The organism is Phenylobacterium sp., assembly GCF_041916435.1.
In the GTDB taxonomy this organism is placed as follows: Bacteria; Pseudomonadota; Alphaproteobacteria; order Caulobacterales; family Caulobacteraceae; genus Phenylobacterium.
In genome coordinates, this window is the sequence record NZ_JAYRZM010000004.1 from 279,559 (window position 1) to 299,436 (window position 19,878).

Sequence of the window (19,878 nt, forward strand, 5' to 3'; positions counted from 1 at the left end):
CGATAAATTTCAGACGACGGGCGCCGCCCAGGCGTGTGTCCCGGCAGAATTCGCCCGGCAGGAACTTCGGACCCGGCGCCGGGCGCTCAGGCGTCGATGCGCTCGATCCGGCCGCCGCAGAGGCGGAAGGCGGCGTCCTGCGGCACCGGCAGGGCGAGCGCCTCCTCGCGCGCGAGCCCCGCATAGACCCCGCGCAGCACCCGGCCGGTGACGCCGTGGCTGACGGCGATCACCCGCCGGGAGGACTCCGGCTCCAGGCCCGCCAGCCAGCCGCGCAGGCGGGCGCTCGCCGCCTCGAAGCTCTCGCAATGGGGCGCGGCGAACATGTAGCCGGTGGGGCCGAACGCCTCGGGCGCCAGGTCCTGCACCTCCTGGCGCAGCCGCCCGTCCCATTCGCCGAAGCTCACCTCGATCAGGGCCGGCTCGGTCTCGACGCCGCCGCCGACCGCCTCGGCGATCGCCTGCGCCGTGGCCTGGGCCCGCCCCAGCGGGCTGGCGAGGATGCGCCAGCCGCCGTCGCCGCCGGTCAGGCGCGCCAGCAGCGCGCCCAGCCGCCGGGCCTGGTCGCGACCCAGGTCGGTAAGGTCGGAGTCCACATGGCCCTGCAGACGGCCCTCGCGGTTGAAGACCGTCTGCCCGTGGCGGACCAGGTAGATCACCGCTTGCGCCGCACCACCGGGTGCGAGCTGGAAAGTCCGCCGTCCACCGCGATCGCCTGGCCGTTCACGTAGGAGGAATCGTCGCTGGCCAGGAATAGGCCGGCGTGGGCGATCTCGCTGGGTACGCCGTAGCGGGCCAGCGGATTGAGCTGGCCGATCTTGTCCTCGTTGCCGCGGGCGCGGGCGCCGTCGAAGATCGGCTTGGTCATGCCGGTCTCGATCAGGCCCGGGCAGATGCAGTTCACCCGCACGCCGGTGCCGTAGAACTCGTTGGCCGAGGTCTGGGCCAGGCTGATGACGCCGGCCTTCGACGCCGAATAGGGCGCGCCGCCCGCGCCGGAGCGGATGCCCGCCACCGAGGCGGTGCAGATGATCGAGCCCTTACCCTTGGGGATCATCACGCGCGAGGCGTGCTTCACGGCCAGGAACGCGCCGATCAGGTTCACGCGCAGGATCTCGGCCCAGAAGGCGGCGTCCTGTTCGTCGAAGGCGGTCCAGCCGCCGCTGATCCCGGCGTTGGCCCAGCAGGCGTCGAGCCCGCCGAACTCCGAAACGACCCTTGCGATCAGGCTCTCGACGAAAGCCTCCTCGCCAGCGTCGCCCACCAGCGCCACGGCCTTGCCGCCGGCCGCGCGGACCATGTCGGCGGTCTCGTTCACGCTGTCGGCCTTGTCAGCGATCACCAGGCTCGCGCCTTCCTGCGCGAACAGCAGCGAGCTGGCCCGGCCGATGCCGGAGCCCGCGCCGGTGATGACGGCCGTGCGGCCGGAAAGACGTCCCATATGCAGTTCCTCTCCAGTGGTTCGGGTCAGGCGCGCGCGGCGGCGGCCAGGATGGCGTCGGCGACGAGGTCGTACAGGGCGGGCGGCAGGTCGTGGCCCATGCCCTCGATCACCCGCAGCTCCGCGCCCGGAATGGCGGCGGCCGTGGCCTTGCCGCCGGCGAGCGGCACGAGGGGATCGTCGGCGCCGTGCACGACGACGGCCGGGACCTTCAGCGCGCCGAGGCGTCCGGTGCGGTCGCCGTCGCCGCGGATCGCCGCCATCTGCCGCTGCGAGCCGGTGGGATTGAAGGCGCGCGCGTACTCGGCGGCCGCCCGTTCGCGCAGCACGCCCTGCGGCCAGGGAAAGCCGGGGCTGCCGATCACCATGGCGTTCTTCACCGCCGCGTCGAGGAAGCCCTCGAAGTCGGCTCTCGGATCGGGCGGGACGGCGGTCAGCACCGCCGCGGCCTCCGGCGTGGAATCCAGGGTGCCCGGCGCGCCCGTGGCCGACATGATCGAGGTGACCGACAGGACCCGGCCGGGGTGCTCGATGGCCACGAGCTGGGTGAGCATCCCGCCCATGGAGACGCCCGCCACGTGCGCCTCGTCCACGCCCGCCGCGTCCAGCACGGCGATGGCGTCGGCGGCCATGTCCGACAGGGTGTAGGCCTCGCCCGGCTCGAACCAGGTGGACAGGCCGGTGTCGCGGTTGTCGAAGCGGATCGTCCGATAGCCCTTGTCGGTGAGCTTGGCGCAGAACGCCTCCGGCCATCGGGTCATCTGCGAGCCCAGGCCGTTGATCAGCAGGATGGTCGGCGCGCCGGGCGCGCCGAAGGTCTCGTACTCGATGGCGACCGCGCCGTTGCGGGCTTGGGGCATGGTTCGTCCTCCCTGTATTGTTCTCGTTCGCGCGGACCTAGGGGACCATCACCACCCGGCCGACGGCCGCGCGGCTTTCAATATAGGCGTGGGCCGCGGCGGCCTCCGACAGCGGGAAGACCCTGTCGATCACCACGTCCAGCTCGCCCTTGGCCGCGTCGTCGATCAGGGCCTGGATGTTGTCGTGCACCCGGTCGGTCATGATCTCCGCGCCCAGGAAGACGCCCGACAGCGAGCGGTTGCCGCCCATCATCGAGCCCACGTCCACCACCATCGGCTCGCGGCCGGCCGCGCCGACCATCGACACCCGGCCGCGATAGGCCAGGCTGTTGATCGAGCCCTGCAGGGTCGGCCCGCCCACCGAGTCCACCACCACGTTGACGCCCTTGTTGTCGGTCAGGCGCATGACCTCCTTGGGAACCTCGTGGGTCTTGTAGTTGATCCCCTGGTCCAGCCCGAGGGGCTTCAGCTTCTCCAGACGCTCGTCCGACGAGGCCGTGGCCAGCACCAGGCTCGCGCCGCCGCGCTTGGCGAGCTGGATGGCGGCGACCCCCACGCCGGAGGCCCCGGCCTGCACCAGCACGGTCTCGCCGGCCTTGAGGCGGCCGAACTCGAAGAGGCAGTCGTGCGCCGTGCCGAAGGTGACCGGGATCGCCGCGGCCTTCTTGATGTCGAAGCCGTCAGGCACCGGCCAGCAGTTGCGCGCCGGCACCGAGCGCAGGGCCGCGTGGCTGCCCCAGTTGTTCACCGTGGCGACGCGCTGGCCGACCTTCAGATGCTCGACTTCGGCGCCGACCTCGACGATCACGCCGGCGGCCTGGTAGCCGACCACGTGGGGATTGGTCATCAGCGGGCCGCGCCAGCGGTTCAGGGTGTCGCCGCCCTCGATGGCGATGGCCTGGACCTCGATGATCACGCCCTTGGGATGGAGCTGCGGATCCGGCACGTCCTCGTATTTCAGGACCTCGGGGCCGCCGTTCTCGTAATAGACCGCCGCCTTCATATGCGTCTCCTCCCAATTAAACAAATGTTTGACTTGAACGCCTCTCACGCCTGAGGTGTGGAGGCAACCCAGGAAAACTAAGCATGGGGGGAATGGGATGGAACTGGCCAAGCCGCAGGTGGACATCGGCCTGTCCACCAACGATCTGGAGCCGATGCTGGCCTTCTGGCAGGGCGAGGCGGGCGTTCCCTTCGACCATCTGCTGAAGATCCGCCGCGGCCAGGACCAGCACCGCCACCACCTGATGGGCTCGGTGCTGAAGATCAACCACCACGCCGAGCCGCTGCCCGACGCGCCGCCCAGCGGCTATCGCGAACTGATCATCGCCCGGCCCGGCCTCCAGGCGCCGCGGCCCCTGGCCGATCCCGACGGCAACCGCGTCGTGCTGGCCCCGCCCGGCTGGATGGGCGTGAACCAGATCGGCGTGCGCCTGGCGGTGCGCGACCTGGCCGCCCACCGCGCCTTCTACGCCGACGCCCTGGGGCTCGCCGAGGAGCCCGCCGACGCCGGCCGCGCCGCCTTTCGCGCCGGCGAGAGCCTGCTGATCCTGGAGGAGTCGCCCGATGCGGTCGCCGACGCCGGCTTCCAGGGCAAGGGCTGGCGCTACATCACCTTCCAGGTCTTCAAGGTCGACGCCGAACACGCCCGCATCCTGGAGCGCGGCGGACGCGAAGCCGTGGCGCCGGTGACGCTCGGAAAGACCGCACGCATCTCGATGGTTCGCGACCCGGACGGAAATTGGATTGAGATTTCGCAACGAGCATCGATCGTGGGCGTTCTTGACTGACGCTCTCGAGGGGCGGGGTCGGGGCGCGGGGGCCACGCGCTCGAACCCTTCGGCGGGCTGCGGACGACAATCGACCTGAGGGGGCGGTCGACAATATGAGTGACAAGGCGCGCGCCAACGTCGCGTTGGTGATCGAGACGCTCTACCAGATCGCGGCCGATCCCGAGGGTTGGGAGCAGCTCATCGACGTGCTGGACCTGGCGGAGGGCGAGGAAGTCCCGCCTCCGGGCGTGGCGCCGGACCTGGAGCGCATGGCCGACATCGCCCGCCTGGTGAGCCGCGCGGGCGACGGAAGCCCGCCGCGCGCGGACGTGGCCTGGGCGGTGCTGTCGGGCGCACAGCGGGTGCTGTCGTGCAACCCGGCGGCGCAGACCGTGATGGCCTCGGGGCTCGGCCGGCTCTCGGCGGGCGCCGACATCGCCTTCGACGATCCGGCCAACGCCGAGGTGCTGCAGCGGGCGCTGGACCAGGCGGCGCTCAAGGGCGCCCAGACCATTCTAAAATTCGAGCGCGACGGCGAGGAGGAAGGGCCGTGCTTCGCCTACCTGGTGCCGGCCGCCGCCGTGCCGACGACGGTGGGCAAGGTCGTCGCCGCGCCGGACGGCGGCGCCTTCGCCCTGGTGTTCCCCGCCACGGAGGCCACCAACCGGCTGTGGCACACGCTGCGCGAGAGCTTCGGCCTGACCGCAGCGGAGGCGCGGCTGGCGCGCAAGCTGCGCGACGGCCGCTCGCTGCAGGAGGCCGCCGACGAGCTGAAGGTCAGCGTCAACACCCTGCGCAACCAGCTTCGGGCGATCTTCGAGAAGATGGGGCTGAAGCGGCAGAGCGACCTGGTCCGCGCGCTGACGGAGCTCTCCTCGGTAGCCGGCGCCATCGAGGCCGAGGCGCAGGCGCCGCCCTCCAAGGTGGTCGGCAAGGCGCCGCCGCTGGCGCAGGTGCGCCTGGCGGACGGGCGGCGGCTGGCCTACCGCGACTACGGCGATCCCGCCGGGCGGGTGATGCTGGCGTTCCATGAGGGCATGGGCTCCAGCCTGCTGCCGCCGGGCACCGGCGCGCTGGCCGCGCGCCTCGGGCTGCGGGTCATCTGCGCCGAGCGGCCGGGGTTCGGCCAGTCCGATCCGCATCCGGACTACACCTTCGACAACGTGGCGGCCGACATGGTGGAGCTGTGCGACCAGCTCGGCCTGGACGACATACGCCTGGCCGCCATCCTCTCCGGCGCGCCCAGCGCGGTGCAGACGGCGATCCGCCTGGGCTCGCGGGCCAACCGGCTGATGATCTGCTCGGGCCGGCCGCCGCGCCCGTCGGAGAACGACGGGCGTCCGCGCAACCCGCTGGTGCTGTTCCGCGAGCGGATCCAGAAGACGCCCTGGGTGGTCGAGACCTTCTACGCGATCATCCGCCTGCAGCTTTCGGTGCCGCTGGTCGAGCGCGTGGTGCGGCGCACGGCGGTGTTCTCGCCAGGCGACCGCGCCTTCTTCGAGGATCACCCGGAGATCGCCGAGTTCATCGCCGCCTATGTGGGCGAGTGCCTGGCCCACGGCGGGCGCGGCCCGGCCGACGAACTGCGGGCCTTCCGCCGCGCGCGGAACATGACCGCCGCGGAGCTGCACGCCCCGCTCATCGTCTGGCACGGGGAGGAGGACCTGCTGGCGCCCCTGCCCGACCTCATGGACTACCTGGGCGACAAGGCCGACGAGGTCTGGCTGGCGCCCGGGATCGGCCATTTCCTGGTGCTCAAGCACTGGGAGGCGGTGCTGCGGCGCATGGCGCGGGACTGAGATAAACAGGCCGTGATCACAATTTAGCCGCGCATAGTCCGTTTTGATCATGCGCCCGCGCGGCGATGCGGCGAAAAGTCGCATCCAAGACATGTCGTGATTCGCCGGCGCCTGAGGGCCCGGGGAGCGCGGCCCACAGCTTCGGCGCCCTCTAACCAGAGCCCGAAAACGCCCGGCGGTTCGAACGGTTCGCCCCCTGCTATGAACCCTAGAATCGCCGGGCGCTCCTTACTCCCGCAGCGATCAGGCTCCAGGCCGGCCGGCGGTCAGGCCTTCCAGATCTTTTCGGCGAACACCCCGTTGAGCCGCGCGGTCGCGTTGCGCGTGTCGACGACCAGCGGCGCCGCCTCGGCCAGGGCGGCGTAGTCCACCGCGTCGTGGTCGGTGCAGATCACCGCGCAGTCGTAGGCGGCCAGCGCCTCGGGCGACCAGGCGATGCTGGCCATGCCGGCCACCTCGGGATGCTCGGCCATGTCCGGCGCGACGGGAATGTGCGGGTCGTAGTAGTCCACCGCCGCGCCGCGTTCGCGCAGCATCCGGATCACATGCAGCGAGGGGCTCTCGCGCATGTCGTCCACGTTCTTCTTGTAGGCCAGGCCCACCACCAGGATCCGCGCGCCGTTGATCGCCTTGGCGCGGGCGGTGGAGAGCGCCTCGGCCACGTGCTCGACCACCCGCTTGGGCATGGCGGTCACCACGTCGCCAGCCAGCTCGATGAAGCGGGTCTGCTCGCCGTGGGCGCGGGCCTTCCAGGTCAGATAGAAGGGGTCGATGGCGATGCAGTGCCCGCCCAGGCCCGGTCCCGGATAGAAGGGCATGTAGCCGAACGGCTTGGTCTTGGCCGCGTCGACCACCTCCCAGATGTCGATGCCCATGCTCTCGAAAACGACCTTCAGCTCGTTGACGAGGGCGATGTTCACCAGCCGGAAGATGTTCTCGGTGAGCTTCACCGCCTCGGCCGTCTTCAGGTCGGAGACCGGCACCACCTGGGTCAGCGGGGCGTAGACGGCCGTGGCCATCCGCCGCTCGGCCTCGGTGTCGGCGCCCACCACCTTGGGGATCGAGGTCGCGCCGAACTGAATGTTGCCGGGGTCCTCCCGCTCGGGGCTGTAGGCGATGGCGAAGTCCGCGCCGGCCTTCAGGCCGGAGGCTTGCTCCAGGATCGGCCGGATCAGCTCTTCGCTGGTGCCGGGATAGGTGGTGCTCTCCAGCACCACGAGCTGGCCCGGGCGGAGGCGCACGGAGATGGTGCGCGCGCAGGCCTCGACGAACGACAGGTCCGGCTCGCGATGCACGTTCAGCGGCGTGGGCACGCACATCAGAAGCGCGTCGGCCTCGGCCAGGCGGTCGGCGTCGGTGGTGGCGTCCAGCCGGCCCGAGGCGGCCATCGCCGCCACCCGCTCGTCGGAGATATGGCGGATGTAGGTGCGCCCGGCCCTGATGGCCTCCACCTTGGCCGTGTCCGGATCATAGGCCAGCACGCGGAAGCCCCGGCCGACGAAGCCCTCGGCCAGCGGCAGGCCCACATAGCCCAGGCCGATGACGCCGATGATCAGTTCGCGGTCGACCGCCTTGCGCTCGAAGGCCGCGGCCATGGCCTCCACGGCGGAGGCGCCGGTGTCTGCGCTCATGCGTTCTTGCCGACGTGGGCGCGGATGGCGGCGATGATCTGATCCTGCACGTCGGCCTCCAGATAGGGATGCATGGGCAGGCTCATCACCACCTCGGCCTTGGCGTCGGTCACGGGCAGGCCGCCTGGCCCCTGCGGATAACCAGAATAGACGCCCTGCCGGTGGATTGGGATGGGGTAGTAGACCGCGCTCGGGATCTCCTTGGCCCTCAGGGCGGCGATCAGGCCGTCGCGGTCGTCGGTCTCGATGGTGTACTGCGCCCAGACCGAAACCCCGCCGTCGATCACCTTGGGCGTCTTCACCGCGCCCTTCAGCCCTTCGGCGTAACGGTCGGCCACGCGGTTCCGGGCGGCGATCTCGTCGGCGAAGATGGTCAGCTTCTGCAGCAGCACCGCGGCCTGGATGGTGTCCATGCGGCTGTTCATGCCGATGCGCATGTTCAGGTACTTCGGATCGTGGTCGAAGGTGCGGCCTTCGATGTCCGACTTCACCGCCTGGCCGTGCACGCGCAGCGAGACCAAGAGGTCGTGCAGCCGCTCGTCCTTGCAGAGCACCGCCCCGCCGTCGCCGTAGCAGCCCAGCGGCTTGGCCGGGAAGAAGCTGGTGGTGGCCACATCCGCCCAGTGCAGGGGATGCTCGCCGTTCAGGGTGCAGCCGAAGCCCTGGGCGGAATCGGAGATCAGCTTCAGGCCGTGCTTCTTCGCCACCGCCGAGATCGCCGGATAGTCGGCCGGCTGGCCGAACAGGTCGACGGCGATCACCGCCTTGGGCGTCAGCTCGCCCTTGGCCTTCACCGCCTCGATGGCCGCGTCCAGGTGGGCGGGGTCCATGTTGTAGGTGTCGGGCAGCACGTCGACGAACACCGGCGAGGCGCCCACCAGGGGCATGACCTCGGCCGTCGCCGCGAAGGTGAAGGAGGGGCAGAACACCGCGTCGCCCGGTCCGATCCCCCAGGCCATCAGCGGCAGGATCAGCGCCTCCGTGCCCGAGCCGCAGGACAGCACGAACGGGGCGCGGCCGAATTCGCCGAGCGCCTTTTCGAAGGCGGCGATCTCCGGGCCCATGACGTAGGCGCCCGAGCGCACGACCTTGAGGATCGCGTCTTCCAGCGGCTGGCCCAGGCGGGCGCGCTGAGTCTGAAGGTCGATGAAGGCAATGGCCATGCGGTGCACACACAAAGCGAGTCTTGAGGGCGCGCTAGATGCCATGAGCCGCCCAGCCACGCCAAACACGCTTGTTTTCGCAAGATTGCGGCCGATTCCCGGCGGGCGTCAGATCGGGCGGCGCATCAGGGCGGCCCCGGCCATGGCCGGGTCGGAGATGGAATCCTTGCCTGTCTCCAGCCGGCCGGCGAGGCGGCGCAGATAGCCGGGCTCGCCGTCCAGCGTCACCGCCAGATCGTACCAGCCGCCGGTGGCCGCCAGCTTCCAGGCCTTGGAGGCCGTGCCGCGCGGATCGAGCGCGGCGGTCCAGCCGGCCAGGGCCTCGCCGTAGGCCATCGGCTTGACCGCCAGCTTGCGCGCGCTCGCCCCCGGATTGACGATCGTCAGCGTCAGGATCGAGCGCCGGCGGTCATAGGCGGCGGTCGCCTCCGGCGCGTCGGCCCCGGCCTGTCCCGTGAAGTGGCGGTGGAAGCCGTTGGGGCCCAGCACCCAAAGGTCATAGGCGCCGTCCGCGTGGTCCCAGGCGTCGCTCAGCGCCTTGCGCGGCTCAACCGTGTACCGCCGCGGCGCGGCGTCCAGGCGGTGGCGGTCGTAGACGTGGAACACCGCCGTGGCGGACCCCAGGTTGCGCATCGCCAGGCGCGTCGCGCCCGGCTCGACGGTCGCCGTCACGTCCAGCGCATAGGGCAGGGCGCGCGAGGGCCGCGTCCCGGCGGCCTGGACCGGCGCCGGCGGCGTCTGCGGCGTGGCCGGCGTGGTGCGTCCGGGCAGGGCCGCGGCGCGCTCGGCGGTCTGCGCCGTGGCCGGAAGACCCTCGCGGAAGGCCGCGTCGTTCGGCGTGGCGAAGTCGAAGCAGGTGGCGAGGTCGCCGCACACCGCCCGGCGCCAGGCGGTGATGTTCGGCTCGGCCACGCCGAAGCGCGCCTCAAGGAAGCGGATCACCGAGGTGTGGTCGGCCACCTGCGAATTGACGAAGCCGCCCCGGCTCCAAGGCGAGATCACGTACATCGGCACGCGCGGGCCAAGGCCGTAGGGCCGGCCCATCAGCTCGTCGCGGTCGTAGGGCGCGTCGCCCTCGCTCTTCACCAGGTGATACTCGCCGGTCAGGTCGACGGTGGAGGCCCCGGCCAGGCCGCCGGGGCGCGAGGCGTCGCGGCTGGGCGCTGCCGGCGGCGGCGCGTGGTCGAAGAAGCCGTCGTTCTCGTCGAACATCACGAACAGCACCGTGCGCGCCCACACCTTCGGATCGGCGGTCAGGGCGTCCAGCACCTGGGCGGTGTAGTCCGCGCCCTGGGCGGGGCTGGACGGGCCTGGATGCTCCGAGGCCGCGGCGGGCGCGACGATGTAGGAGACCTGCGGCAGCTTGCCGGCCAGCACGTCCGCCTTCAGCCCGTCGAGCTTGCGGGTGCTGAGGCCCAGCTCCTTCAGCGCCGGATCGGCGCCGGCGGCGCCGTCGAAGGATTCGCGGAAGCTCTTGAAGCCGGCCAGCGGGTTGTCCGTGAAGTTGTCGGCCATGTCCTGATAGACGCGCCAGGTCACGCCGGCCGCCTGCAGCCGCTCGGTATAGGTGGTCCAGGTGTAGGAGTGCGGGTGGCCGCCGAACTGGGGCAGGTTGTCGTGCGAGTTGCCGATGGCCGGGCCTGCATCCTTGCCGGACGGGTCGTTCGTGCCGGTCCACAGCATCAGCCGGTTGGTGTTGGTGCCGGTCTGGATCGAGCAGTGATAGGCGTCGCAGAGGGTGAAGGCGTTGGCCAGGGCGAACTGGAAGGGGATGTCCTCGGCCAGGTAGTAGCCCATGGCGTGGGGCGTCTTCAGCTCGGGCCAGCGGCGGATGCGGCCTTCGTCCCAGGCGCCTTGGGCGTCGGGCCAGCTATGGGGCGTGCCCTCCACCCGCATCAGCTCGAACTGCTGGGTGGTGTTCAGATGGAACGGCGAGAGCAGCGCCGGGCCGCCCTTGGCCTTGCTGTTCTCCTGGGTCCAGGCGGTGCGGCGCTCGATCCCCTCGACGTCGGCCACCGGGATCGGGAAGCGGTCGCCGAAGCCCCGCACCCCGTTCATCGAGCCGAAGTAGTGATCGAAGGAGCGGTTCTCCTGCATGAAGATCACGACGTGCTCGACGTCCTTGATCGTGCCGGCGCGCACGTCGGCGTCGATCTCGCGAGCCCGGGCGATCGCCGGAGGCAGCAGGAAACCCGCCGCCCCGGCCAGGACGCTTCGACGGTCGATACGCGGCATGGAACGCTCCCAAGAACTCGAACCGGGCGCCGCTTAGCCCCCTAACGTCGCAGGCGTGTGACGGCGGCCCGATCCTAGATCTGGCGCTTGCGGCCTTCCCAGTAGGGCGCGCGCACCTTGTTGCGCTGAATCTTGCCTGCCTCGGAACGGGGCAGGGCGGTTACGAAATCCAGGCTGCGCGGCACCTTGAAGCCGGGCAGGCTCTGGCGGCCGAAGTCGAGAATCTGCTGGGCCAGGGCGTCGGACGGCTCATAGCCCTCGCGCAGCAGGATCACCGCCTTGACCTGTTCGCCCCACTCGTCGTGCGGCACGCCCACGGTGGCGGAATCCTCCACGGCCGGGTGCTTGATCAGCTCGTTGTCGACTTCCTGGGGATAGATGTTCACCCCGCCGGAGATGATCGTCTCGGCGTTGCGGCCGGTGAGGAAGAGGTAGCCCTCCTCGTCGAAGTAGCCCACGTCGCCCATGGTGAAGTAGTCGTCGATGCGCGAGGCCTGGGTCTTGGCCGGGTCCTTGTAGTACTGGAAGCCGCCGCCGGGCGGGAGCTGGTGGTAGATCGTGCCCGGCACGCCCACGGGGCACTCCTCGCCGCTCTCGTCGACGACCTTCGAGCCGAGCAGGGCCGGGCGACGGCCGACGCTGCCGGGCTTCCTGATCCATTCTTCCGAGGTGATGAAGAAGCCCGCGCCGCCTTCGGAGCCGGCGTAGTACTCGCTGAGCACCGGGCCGAACCAGTCGATCATCGCCTGCTTCACCTCCGGCGGGCAGGGCGCCGCGCCGTGGATGATGAACTTCACGTGGCTCACGTCGTGGCGAGCCTTCACGTCTTCGGGCAGGGCCAGCAGGCGCTGGAACATGATCGGCACGAGGTGGAAGTGGGTGACCTTCTTCTCGGCGATGGTGCGCAGCACCAGCTCCGAGTCCCACTTGTCGATGAACACCAGCGGCACGCCGGCGATCATGGCGGCGTTGACGTCGAAGGCCAGCGGCGCGGCGTGGTAGGCGGGCCCGGCGCACATCTGCACGTGCTCGCGGTGGTCGTAGTCGCCGCGCACCGGGGTGGTCGTCGCCGGCGGCGGGACGGGGCGATAGACCCCCTTGGGCCGGCCGGTGGTGCCGGAGGTGTACATCATCTGGTTGCCCAGCACCGGATCGTCGATGTCCGACGGATCGAAGGGCGCCAGGGCGTCCTCGTAGGAGATGAAGCCGTCGATCTCGCCGCCGATGGCCACCTTCAGCACCACGTCCGGGCACATGTCCGCCGCGGGCCCGGCCGCGGCGATCCGGGCCTCGGCGAACACCGCCTTGGCCTCGCAATCTTGGATGATGTAGGCGATCTCCTCGGCCGTCAGGTGCCAGTTGACCGGGGTGATGCGGATTCCGGTGCGCTTGGTGGCGGCCAGCACCTCGATGAATTCGGCGCGGTTGGAGCAGACCAGGGCCAGCGAGTCGCCCGCCTTCAGGCCCGCGGCCCGCAGCAGCTTGGCGATGCGGTTGGCGTTGGCGTTGACCTCGCCGAAGGTGCGGGTGCGTCCCGACGGGTCGTGAACGGCCACGCGATCGGGCTGCACCCTGGCCCAGATGGACGGGATCATGCCCACCGGCGCGGCGGCGGCCAGCAGTTCGCCCAGGTCCACGCGCTCTTTCAAATCCTGCATCAGTATCCTCCCAAACGCTGCGTCCGGCCTCCCGCTTGCGGGGTGGTCCGATGGCGCGCACCTAAAATGCCAGGCGGTGGTCTCGCCGGTGAACGCGGACGAAATATGCCCGCGCGGACCCACCGATCCCGCCTCGGCGGGCACAATGACAGGCGATGACGCTGCGGTAAACGCCGCCGAAATCCGAACTTGGTCCGGATCATTGGCGCCGCTCGCGGTTGTCCATCGCCCCAGAGCGTGCGCGCGCGTCCGTCCGTCACATTCGGCGCCTAGCGCCAGACCATGGCGATGGATGGATTCTCAAAACAACGCTGGCGCGACCCGGACAGGCGCCCCAGAATTGCGGGCATACTGAAAGAAAGAACTCGTGATGAGTGATTCCCGCCCCATCCGTCGGGGCGAGGGGACCGGCGACTTCGGCTCGGTCGACGTGTCCCAGATGCCCAGGGTCCTGCGCAGGATCACGGAGCTCGCCTTGCACTACCCGGGCCGGCTGGCGCTGGCTGTCGCCTGCGCCCTGGGCGCCGCCGTCGCGAGCCTGACCCTGCCCCGGTTGTTCGGACACGCGGTGGACCAGGCCCAGCACCTGCTGCAGGCCGGGCCGGCCGAAGCGGGCGCGGCGCGCGGCGCGCTGTGGGTCACCGCCGGCCTCGTGATCTGCGCCACCCTGACCCGCGGCACGCTGACCATGGCCGCCGGCTTCCAGGCCGAATACGTCAGCCAGCGGGTGGGCTACGACCTGCGCCTGAGGTTCTTCCAGCAGCTCCAGCGGCTCTCCTTCGGCTTCCACGACCGCATCCATTCCGGCGACCTGATCACCCGGGGCATGCTCGACCTGGAAGGGGCCCGCGTGTTCATCCAGGGCGGGCTGATGCAGATCCTGAGCCTGACCCTGCTCTTGAGCTTCGCCAGCTACATGATGCTCTCCACAGACCTCGTCCTGGGGCTGGCGGGCCTGTCCTTCGTGCCGATCGCGGGCCTGGCCCTGGCGCGCATGGGCTATCTCCTTCGCGTCACCTGGCTGCGCGTGCAGGAACTGATGGCCGCCCTGACGCTGACCATGGAGGAGAACCTGCAGGGCATCCGCGTGGTGCGCGCCTTCGCCGGCGCGCCCTTCGAGATGGCCAAGTTCGACAAGGCCGCCGGCGAGGCCCTGAGCTTCGCCTTCAAGCGCATCACCCTGCGCTTCCGCGGCGTTTCGGCCATGCAGGTCAGCTACTATTCGGCCATGGGGCTGCTGCTGTGGCTCGGCGGCGGCAAGGTGCTGCGCGGCGAGATGAGCGTGGGCCGGCTCACCGAGTTCCTCACCTACATGAGCCTGCTGCAGGCGCCGATCCGGCAGATCGCCATGATCTTCAACTCGGCGGCGCGAGCCACCTCGTCGGGCGCGCGGCTGTTCGAGATTCTCGACCTGGAGCCCGAGATCGCCGACGCGCCGGACGCCAGGCCGCTGGCGCCGGCCAGGGGCGTCTTGCGCTTCGAGCACGTGGACTTCGCCTACGATCCCGGCCGCAAGAAAGTGCTGAGCGACATCGACTTCGAGGTGCGCCCCGGCCGCACCCTGGGGATCGTCGGACCGCCCGGTTCCGGCAAGTCGACCATCGCCAACCTGATCCCGCGCTTCTACGACGTGACCGCAGGGCGCATCACCATCGACGGCGTCGACATCCGCGACGTGACCCTGGCCTCCCTGCGCGAGTACGTCGGCCTGGTGCAGCAGGAGGCCTTCCTGTTCGACGCATCGGTGGGCCACAACGTCGCCTACGCCGACCCCTGGGCCGAGGACGAGCGCATCGAGGAGGCCGCCCGCACGGCCCAGATCCACGATCACATCTCCGGCCTGCCGCAGGCCTACGACACCCGCGTCGGCGAGCGCGGCGTGGCGCTGTCCGGCGGCCAGCGCCAGCGCATGTCCATCGCCCGCGGCGTGGTGCCCGGCCCCGGCGTGATGATCTTCGACGACTCCACGGCGGCGATCGACGCGGTGACCGAGCGGCGGGTGCGCGACGCCCTGGCCGAGGCCACCGAGACCAAGGCCACCATCATCATCGCCCACCGGCTGAGCTCGCTGATGCACGCCGACGAGATCATCGTGCTCGATGAGGGGCGCATCGTCGAACGCGGCGGCCACCGCGCGTTGATGGCCCTCGGCGGAACCTACGCCGACCTCTACACCCTGCAGACCCGCACCGAACAGGGCGGGGTGATCGACGATGAGCCGGCGGGCCAGACCGCCGCGGAGGCGCGCGCATGAGCCAGGCCGACCTCGCCGACGACGCTGCCCCCCGCCGCGCGCCGCGCGCCTCCCTCGGCTCGCCCGAGGCGGACGACGTCTTCGGCACCTTCGATCCGCGCATCGCGCGCCGCTTCCTGGCCTATCTGAAGCCGCACCGGCGCGCCTACGTCTTCAACATCGCCGCGGTGCTGCTCTCGGCCGCCGGCCAGGTCGCCGTGCCGATGGCCATCGGCCGCACGGTGGATGCGGCGGCGGCCGGCGACGGTCCCGGCCTGCGCCTTTGGCTGACGATCTTCCTGGTCTCCGCGGCGGTCTTCGCCGGCTTCATGTTCGTGGATCAGTGGATCTCCTCGCGCCTGGCGCAGCGGGTGATCTTCGACGTGCGGCGGGCGATGTTCGCCCACTTCCAGGAGATCTCCCTGTCCTTCATGGACAAGACCCACGTGGGCCGGATCATGGCCCGGCTGCAGGGCGACGTCGGCGCGCTGCAGGAGTTCCTGGAAAGCTCCACCGGCGCGGTGGGCGACTTCGTCATGCTGGTGGGGATCACCGTCATGCTGCTGGTCATGGACTGGCGGCTCGGCCTTCTGACCCTCACCGTCCTGCCGGCGCTGATCATCATCCGCGCGATCTGGCTGCCCTATTCCAAGCAGAGCTTCCGCGACGCCCGCGAGGCCTCGTCCACCGCCAACAGCGCCCTGGCCGAGAACATCAACGGCGTGCGCACCGTGCAGGAGACCCGCCGCGAGGCGGTCAACTACGAGCTCTACAAGGCCAAGGCCTTCGACAACTTCAAGGCCCAGGTCCACGCCGCCTGGCTCACCCAGATCATGACCCCCACGGTGGACATCCTGACGGGCCTGGCCATGGCCATCGTCATCGTCGTCGGCGGCGAGGCGGTGATCGGCGGGCGCCTCGAGGTGGGCGTGATGGTGGCCTACATCTTCTATGTGCAGCGCTTCTTCGAGCCGGTGCGCATGCTGTCGATGCAATACACGGTGATGCAGCGGGCCATGGCGGCCGGCCACCGCATCTTCGAGGTGCTGGACGTGCCGATCACGATCAAGGACAAGCCGGGCGCCGCGCCCCTGCCGGACGAGGCGGCGACGGTGGAGTTCAGGAACGTCACCTTCGGCTACGATCCGGCCCGGCCGGTGCTGCACGACGTGTCCTTCACCGTGCGCCCGCGCGAGGTGGTGGCCCTGGTCGGGCCCACAGGCTCGGGCAAGACCAGCATCATCGCGCTCGCCCACCGCTTCTACGAGGTCGACCAGGGCCAGGTGCTGGTGGGCGGCCAGGACGTGCGCGACGTGACGCTGGATTCGCTCGGCCGCACGATCGGCATGGTGCTGCAGGAGCCCTTCCTGTTCACCGGCACTATCGAGGACAACATCCGTTACAACACCGCCTCGGCCACGCGGGACGACGTGATCGCCGCGGCCAAGGCGGTGAGCGCCCACGACTTCATCATGCGCCTGCCGGAAGGCTACGACACCCCGCTCGGCCAGCGCGGGCGCAACCTCTCCGTCGGCCAGCGCCAGCTCATCAGCTTCGCCCGCGCCCTGGTGGCCGATCCGCAGATCCTGATCCTCGACGAGGCCACGGCGAACATCGACAGCTTCACCGAACAGGCGATCCAGAAGGCCCTGAAGGTGCTGTTCGCCGGACGCACCTCGATCGTCATCGCCCACCGCTTGGCGACGATCCGCGACGCCGATAGGATCATCGTGCTGCGCCAGGGCCACATCATCGAACAGGGGCCGCACGCCGAGCTGATGGCCAAGGACGGCCTCTACCGCCGCCTCTACACCTCGGCCCACGCCTCCTTCGATGACGCCCAGGTGGCCGAAACCGGCGATGCCGAGTTTGCTACGCGCACCTAGGCGCGGCGCTCTTCCCACCAAGCCCCCTCCACCGCTTCGCGGTCCCCCTCCCCCGCCGGGCGGGGGAGGGGATCGAGGCGGTGACCACCGCAAATTCTCCTCCCCCTTAGGGGGAGGAGGACCGCGAAGCGGTGGAGGGGGGACACCTTCTCAACGGAAATCCCATGAAACGCTTCATCCTCACCGGCGCCCCCGGCGCCGGAAAGACGACCCTGATCCGCGCCCTGGCCGGCCTCGGCCGCGCCGTGGTCGAGGAGGCGGCGACCGACGTGATCGCCGACATGCAGGCCGAGGGCCTGGCCGAGCCCTGGACGCACGAGACGTTCCTTGTGCGGATCGTAGAGCTCCAGCGTTCGCGCCGCCTGGCGCCATGCGGCGGCGGCGTGCAGCTCCACGACCGCTCGGCGATCTGCACCTACGCCCTGGCCCTGCACCTGGGCCGGCCGGTTCCGCCGGCGCTCAAGGCCGAGCTGGAGGCGATCGCGAGCGAGGGCGTCTTCGAGCGCCGGGTCCTGTTCGTGCGCAACATCGGCTTCGTCGAGCCCACGGCCGCGCGGCGCATCAGCTTCGAAGACTCGCTCGCCTTCGAGGCGCTGCATGAACAGGTTTATCGCGAGCTGGGCTACGAGCTGGTCGAGATCGCCGCCGCGCCGGTGGAGACGCGCGTACGTCAGGTGCTGGTGGCGGCGACCTAGTCCTTCGGCGGATAGGCGTGCACGCCGCCGCGGTAGTCGGCGACCTCGCCGTCCCCCAGATAGGCCGGGCCGATGGGGACCTTGCCGTGGCCGTCCGGGATGTCGAGCACATAGGTCGGCTGGCACAGGCCCGAGACGCGGCCGCGCAGGGCGCGCATCAGCGCCTGACCCTCGGCGACGCTGGGGCGCAGGTGGCCGGTGCCGGGCGCCAGGTCCGGATGGTGCAGGTAGTAGGGCTTGATGCGGGTCTCGACGAAGGCGCGCATCAGGGCGGCGAGCGTTTCCGCATCGTCGTTGACGCCCTTCAGCAGCACGCTCTGGCTGACCATCGGGATTCCGGCGTCGATCAGCCGGGCGCAGGCGGCGCGCGCGGCCGGCGTCAGCTCGCGCGGATGGTTGGCGTGCAGGGCGACGAACACGGCCTTGCCGCCGCGCTTCAGGGCGGCGACCAACTCGTCGTTCACCGCCTCCGGGTCGACCGCCGGCACGCGGGTGTGGAAGCGCACGACCTTCAGGTGCTCGATCCCGGCCAGCCGGTCCATCAGCGCGCCGATGCGGCGGGGCGAGAGCACGAACGGATCGCCGCCGGTGACGATCAGCTCCCAGATCGCCGGGGTCCGGGCGACGTAGGCGAGGGCCTCGTCCAGGACGGCGGGAGAGAGCGGCCGCACGCCCTCGGGGCCCACCATCTCACGGCGGAAGCAGAAGCGGCAGTAGACCGCGCAGGTGTGGGTGATCTTCAGCAGCGCCCGGTCCGGATAGCGGTGGACGATCCCCTCCACGGGGCTGAAGGCGTCGTCGCCGACCGGGTCGTCGCGCTCGCCCGGCCGCTGGACCAGCTCGGCCGCGTCGGGAACAAACTGGCGGGCGATCGGGTCGGCCGGATCGTCCGGGTCGATCAGCTCGGCCATCGCCGGGGTGAGCGCCACCGCATAGCGCGCGGCGACCTGTTCCAGCACCGCCAGCCGCTCGGGCGCCACCACGCTGGCGCAGGCCAGCTCACCGGCGGAACGCAGGGTCCTGGCGCTGGGAGCTGTCTTGGTGTCGGCCATGGCGCCGGCATATGGGCCAAGCGGCCGCCAAGGGCAATGACGCGGCGGGGCCCGCCCAAGGCTCGGCTCCCGGATGCTCCCCTTCTGGGGGAGCTGTCAGCCGTAGGCTGACTGAGGGGGACTTTGAGTGTTCAACGGCTGCGACCGCGCCGAGAGCGGTGTTGGGGCCCGTTGCGTCAACGAATGGGCGTGATGAGTCAGAGTCCCCCTCAGTCCCTTCGGGACAGCTCCCCCAAGGGGGGAGCATCTTGAGGGCCAGTCAGCCGCGACTACTCCGCCACGGGGGTCCAGAGGACGTCTTCGATGCGCTCGGCGCCGACGGCCAGCATGGCGAGGCGGTCGAAGCCGAGGGCCGCGCCGCAGGCCGGCGGCATGTGGGCGAGGGCGGCCAGGAAGTCTTCGTCCAGGGGATAGCGCTCGCCGTAGACCCGTTCCTTCTCGTCCATCTCGGCGATCAGCCGGCGGCGCTGCTCGGCCGGGTCGGTGAGTTCGGCGAAGGCGTTGGCCAGCTCCACCCCGCAGGCGTAGAGCTCGAAGCGCTCGGCGACCTTGGGCGCGTCGGGCTTCACCCGCGCCAGCGCCGCCTCCGGCGTCGGATATTCGCAAAGCACGGTCGCGCGGCCCTGGCCGAGATGCGGCTCGATCTTCTCCACCAGCACGCGGGAGAAGACGTCGGCCCAGACGTCGTCCTCGGCGACGCGGATCCCCGCGGCGCGGGCGGCGGCGGCCAGGGCCTCGCGGTCGGTCGAGCCGTCGTCGCTGACGGTGGAGATGAGGTCGATCCCGGCGAAGCGGTCGAAGGCTTCGGCCAGGGTGAGCCGTTCCGGCTCGGCGAAGGGATCGACGCTTTGGCCGCGGAAGGACAAGCGCCGCGCCCCGGCGGTCTCGGCGGCCAGGGCCATCAGGGCGGCGCAGTCGGCCATCAGCGCCTCGTAGGGCGCGCCCGTGCGATACCACTCCAGCATGGTGAACTCCGGGTGGTGCAGCGGCCCGCGCTCGCGGTTGCGCCACACCTTGCCCAGGCTGAAGATCTTCTGCTCCCCGGCGGCCAGCAGCTTCTTGGCCGCGAATTCCGGCGAGGTGTGCAGGTAGAGGACCGTGCGCTCGCCGCCATGGCCGAGCGCCTCGGTGGCGAAGGCGTGCAGGTGGGCCTCGTTGCCCGGCGAGACCTGCAGGGCCGCCGTCTCCACCTCCACGAAGCCCTCGTCCTCGAACCAGCGGCGCACGGCGCGGGTGATCGCGTTGCGCGCGATCAGGCGGGGGCGGCGGTCGTGGTGGACGTGGGCGCTCCACCAGGGAGAAGCGGTCGGGGTCTGCACGCGCGGGCCTTTCGGGAACCTGGCGCGACATCGCAGGGGCTGGCGATATCGGCCCGGATCGCTATAGGTGCCCGCAAATCCATTCGCCAGCCAACTCGCGCGCGCCCATCGAGCCCGCGCGCACAAGGAAGAAG

Annotated in this window: 15 protein-coding genes; 5 read left to right on the forward strand and 10 right to left on the reverse strand. The window is 70.5% G+C overall.

Features of this window, described 5'->3' with window-relative positions; translation table 11 throughout:
- Positions 1 to 86 precede the first annotated feature (86 nt).
- The 4 genes from ACE3TA_RS12850 to ACE3TA_RS12865 are packed head-to-tail and all read right to left on the reverse strand — an operon-like array spanning position 87 to position 3,304.
- Positions 87 to 659, reverse strand: coding sequence for a histidine phosphatase family protein (locus ACE3TA_RS12850; RefSeq protein ID WP_374574246.1), 573 nt, complete (start codon positions 657 to 659; stop codon positions 87 to 89).
- Entirely contained in the window at positions 656 to 1,441 is a 786-nt protein-coding gene (locus ACE3TA_RS12855; protein ID WP_374574248.1) for an SDR family NAD(P)-dependent oxidoreductase, read from the reverse strand. The genes ACE3TA_RS12850 and ACE3TA_RS12855 overlap by 4 nt, the downstream gene beginning before the upstream one ends.
- Before the next feature lie 26 nt (positions 1,442 to 1,467).
- Positions 1,468 to 2,301: an alpha/beta fold hydrolase gene (locus tag ACE3TA_RS12860; RefSeq protein WP_374574250.1), complete on the reverse strand. Its 834-nt coding sequence runs from the start codon at positions 2,299 to 2,301 to the stop codon at positions 1,468 to 1,470.
- Between the two features lie 37 nt (positions 2,302 to 2,338).
- Entirely contained in the window at positions 2,339 to 3,304 is a 966-nt protein-coding gene (locus ACE3TA_RS12865) for a zinc-binding alcohol dehydrogenase family protein (RefSeq protein WP_374574252.1), read from the reverse strand.
- A 97-nt stretch (positions 3,305 to 3,401) separates the two neighbouring features.
- On the opposite strand from ACE3TA_RS12865, the gene ACE3TA_RS12870 reads away from it, so the two are divergent.
- Together ACE3TA_RS12870 and ACE3TA_RS12875 are read left to right on the forward strand one after the other, a co-directional pair.
- Positions 3,402 to 4,091 (forward strand): VOC family protein, encoded by a 690-nt coding sequence (locus ACE3TA_RS12870; protein WP_374574254.1) that lies wholly within the window; start codon positions 3,402 to 3,404, stop codon positions 4,089 to 4,091.
- A gap of 95 nt (positions 4,092 to 4,186) precedes the next feature.
- Positions 4,187 to 5,872 (forward strand): alpha/beta fold hydrolase, encoded by a 1,686-nt coding sequence (locus ACE3TA_RS12875; protein WP_374574256.1) that lies wholly within the window; start codon positions 4,187 to 4,189, stop codon positions 5,870 to 5,872.
- Positions 5,873 to 6,138: 266 nt separating this feature from the next.
- Here ACE3TA_RS12875 and ACE3TA_RS12880 read toward each other — a convergent pair whose 3' ends face one another.
- The 4 genes from ACE3TA_RS12880 to ACE3TA_RS12895 all read right to left on the reverse strand — a co-directional run bounded on the left by ACE3TA_RS12880 (position 6,139) and on the right by ACE3TA_RS12895 (position 12,559).
- A complete protein-coding gene (locus ACE3TA_RS12880) occupies positions 6,139 to 7,503 on the reverse strand; it encodes a nucleotide sugar dehydrogenase (RefSeq protein ID WP_374574258.1) in 1,365 nt (454 codons plus the stop codon).
- Positions 7,500 to 8,666: a DegT/DnrJ/EryC1/StrS family aminotransferase gene (locus ACE3TA_RS12885; protein WP_374574260.1), complete on the reverse strand. Its 1,167-nt coding sequence runs from the start codon at positions 8,664 to 8,666 to the stop codon at positions 7,500 to 7,502. Before ACE3TA_RS12885 ends, ACE3TA_RS12880 begins: the two co-directional genes overlap by 4 nt.
- Positions 8,667 to 8,774: 108 nt before the next feature.
- A complete protein-coding gene (locus ACE3TA_RS12890) occupies positions 8,775 to 10,901 on the reverse strand; it encodes a phosphocholine-specific phospholipase C (RefSeq protein ID WP_374574262.1) in 2,127 nt (708 codons plus the stop codon).
- A gap of 74 nt (positions 10,902 to 10,975) precedes the next feature.
- Positions 10,976 to 12,559 (reverse strand): AMP-binding protein, encoded by a 1,584-nt coding sequence (locus ACE3TA_RS12895; RefSeq protein ID WP_374574264.1) that lies wholly within the window; start codon positions 12,557 to 12,559, stop codon positions 10,976 to 10,978.
- Between the two features lie 370 nt (positions 12,560 to 12,929).
- On the opposite strand from ACE3TA_RS12895, the gene ACE3TA_RS12900 reads away from it, so the two are divergent.
- The 3 genes from ACE3TA_RS12900 (at position 12,930) to ACE3TA_RS12910 (ending at position 17,373) form a co-directional block, all read left to right on the forward strand.
- Entirely contained in the window at positions 12,930 to 14,813 is a 1,884-nt protein-coding gene (locus tag ACE3TA_RS12900; RefSeq protein WP_374574266.1) for an ABC transporter ATP-binding protein, read from the forward strand.
- Positions 14,810 to 16,678 carry an ABC transporter ATP-binding protein gene (locus ACE3TA_RS12905; RefSeq protein ID WP_374574268.1) on the forward strand — a complete coding sequence of 623 codons (1,869 nt, stop codon included), beginning with the start codon at positions 14,810 to 14,812 and terminating at the stop codon, positions 16,676 to 16,678. Before ACE3TA_RS12900 ends, ACE3TA_RS12905 begins: the two co-directional genes overlap by 4 nt.
- A 164-nt stretch (positions 16,679 to 16,842) precedes the next feature.
- Positions 16,843 to 17,373: an AAA family ATPase gene (locus ACE3TA_RS12910; RefSeq protein ID WP_374574270.1), complete on the forward strand. Its 531-nt coding sequence runs from the start codon at positions 16,843 to 16,845 to the stop codon at positions 17,371 to 17,373.
- Here ACE3TA_RS12910 and ACE3TA_RS12915 read toward each other — a convergent pair.
- Positions 17,370 to 18,425, reverse strand: coding sequence for a lysine-2,3-aminomutase-like protein (locus ACE3TA_RS12915; RefSeq protein WP_374574272.1), 1,056 nt, complete (start codon positions 18,423 to 18,425; stop codon positions 17,370 to 17,372). The genes ACE3TA_RS12910 and ACE3TA_RS12915 overlap by 4 nt on opposite strands.
- A gap of 269 nt (positions 18,426 to 18,694) precedes the next feature.
- A complete protein-coding gene (epmA, locus tag ACE3TA_RS12920; protein WP_374574274.1) occupies positions 18,695 to 19,744 on the reverse strand; it encodes an EF-P lysine aminoacylase EpmA in 1,050 nt (349 codons plus the stop codon).
- Positions 19,745 to 19,878 lie beyond the last annotated feature (134 nt).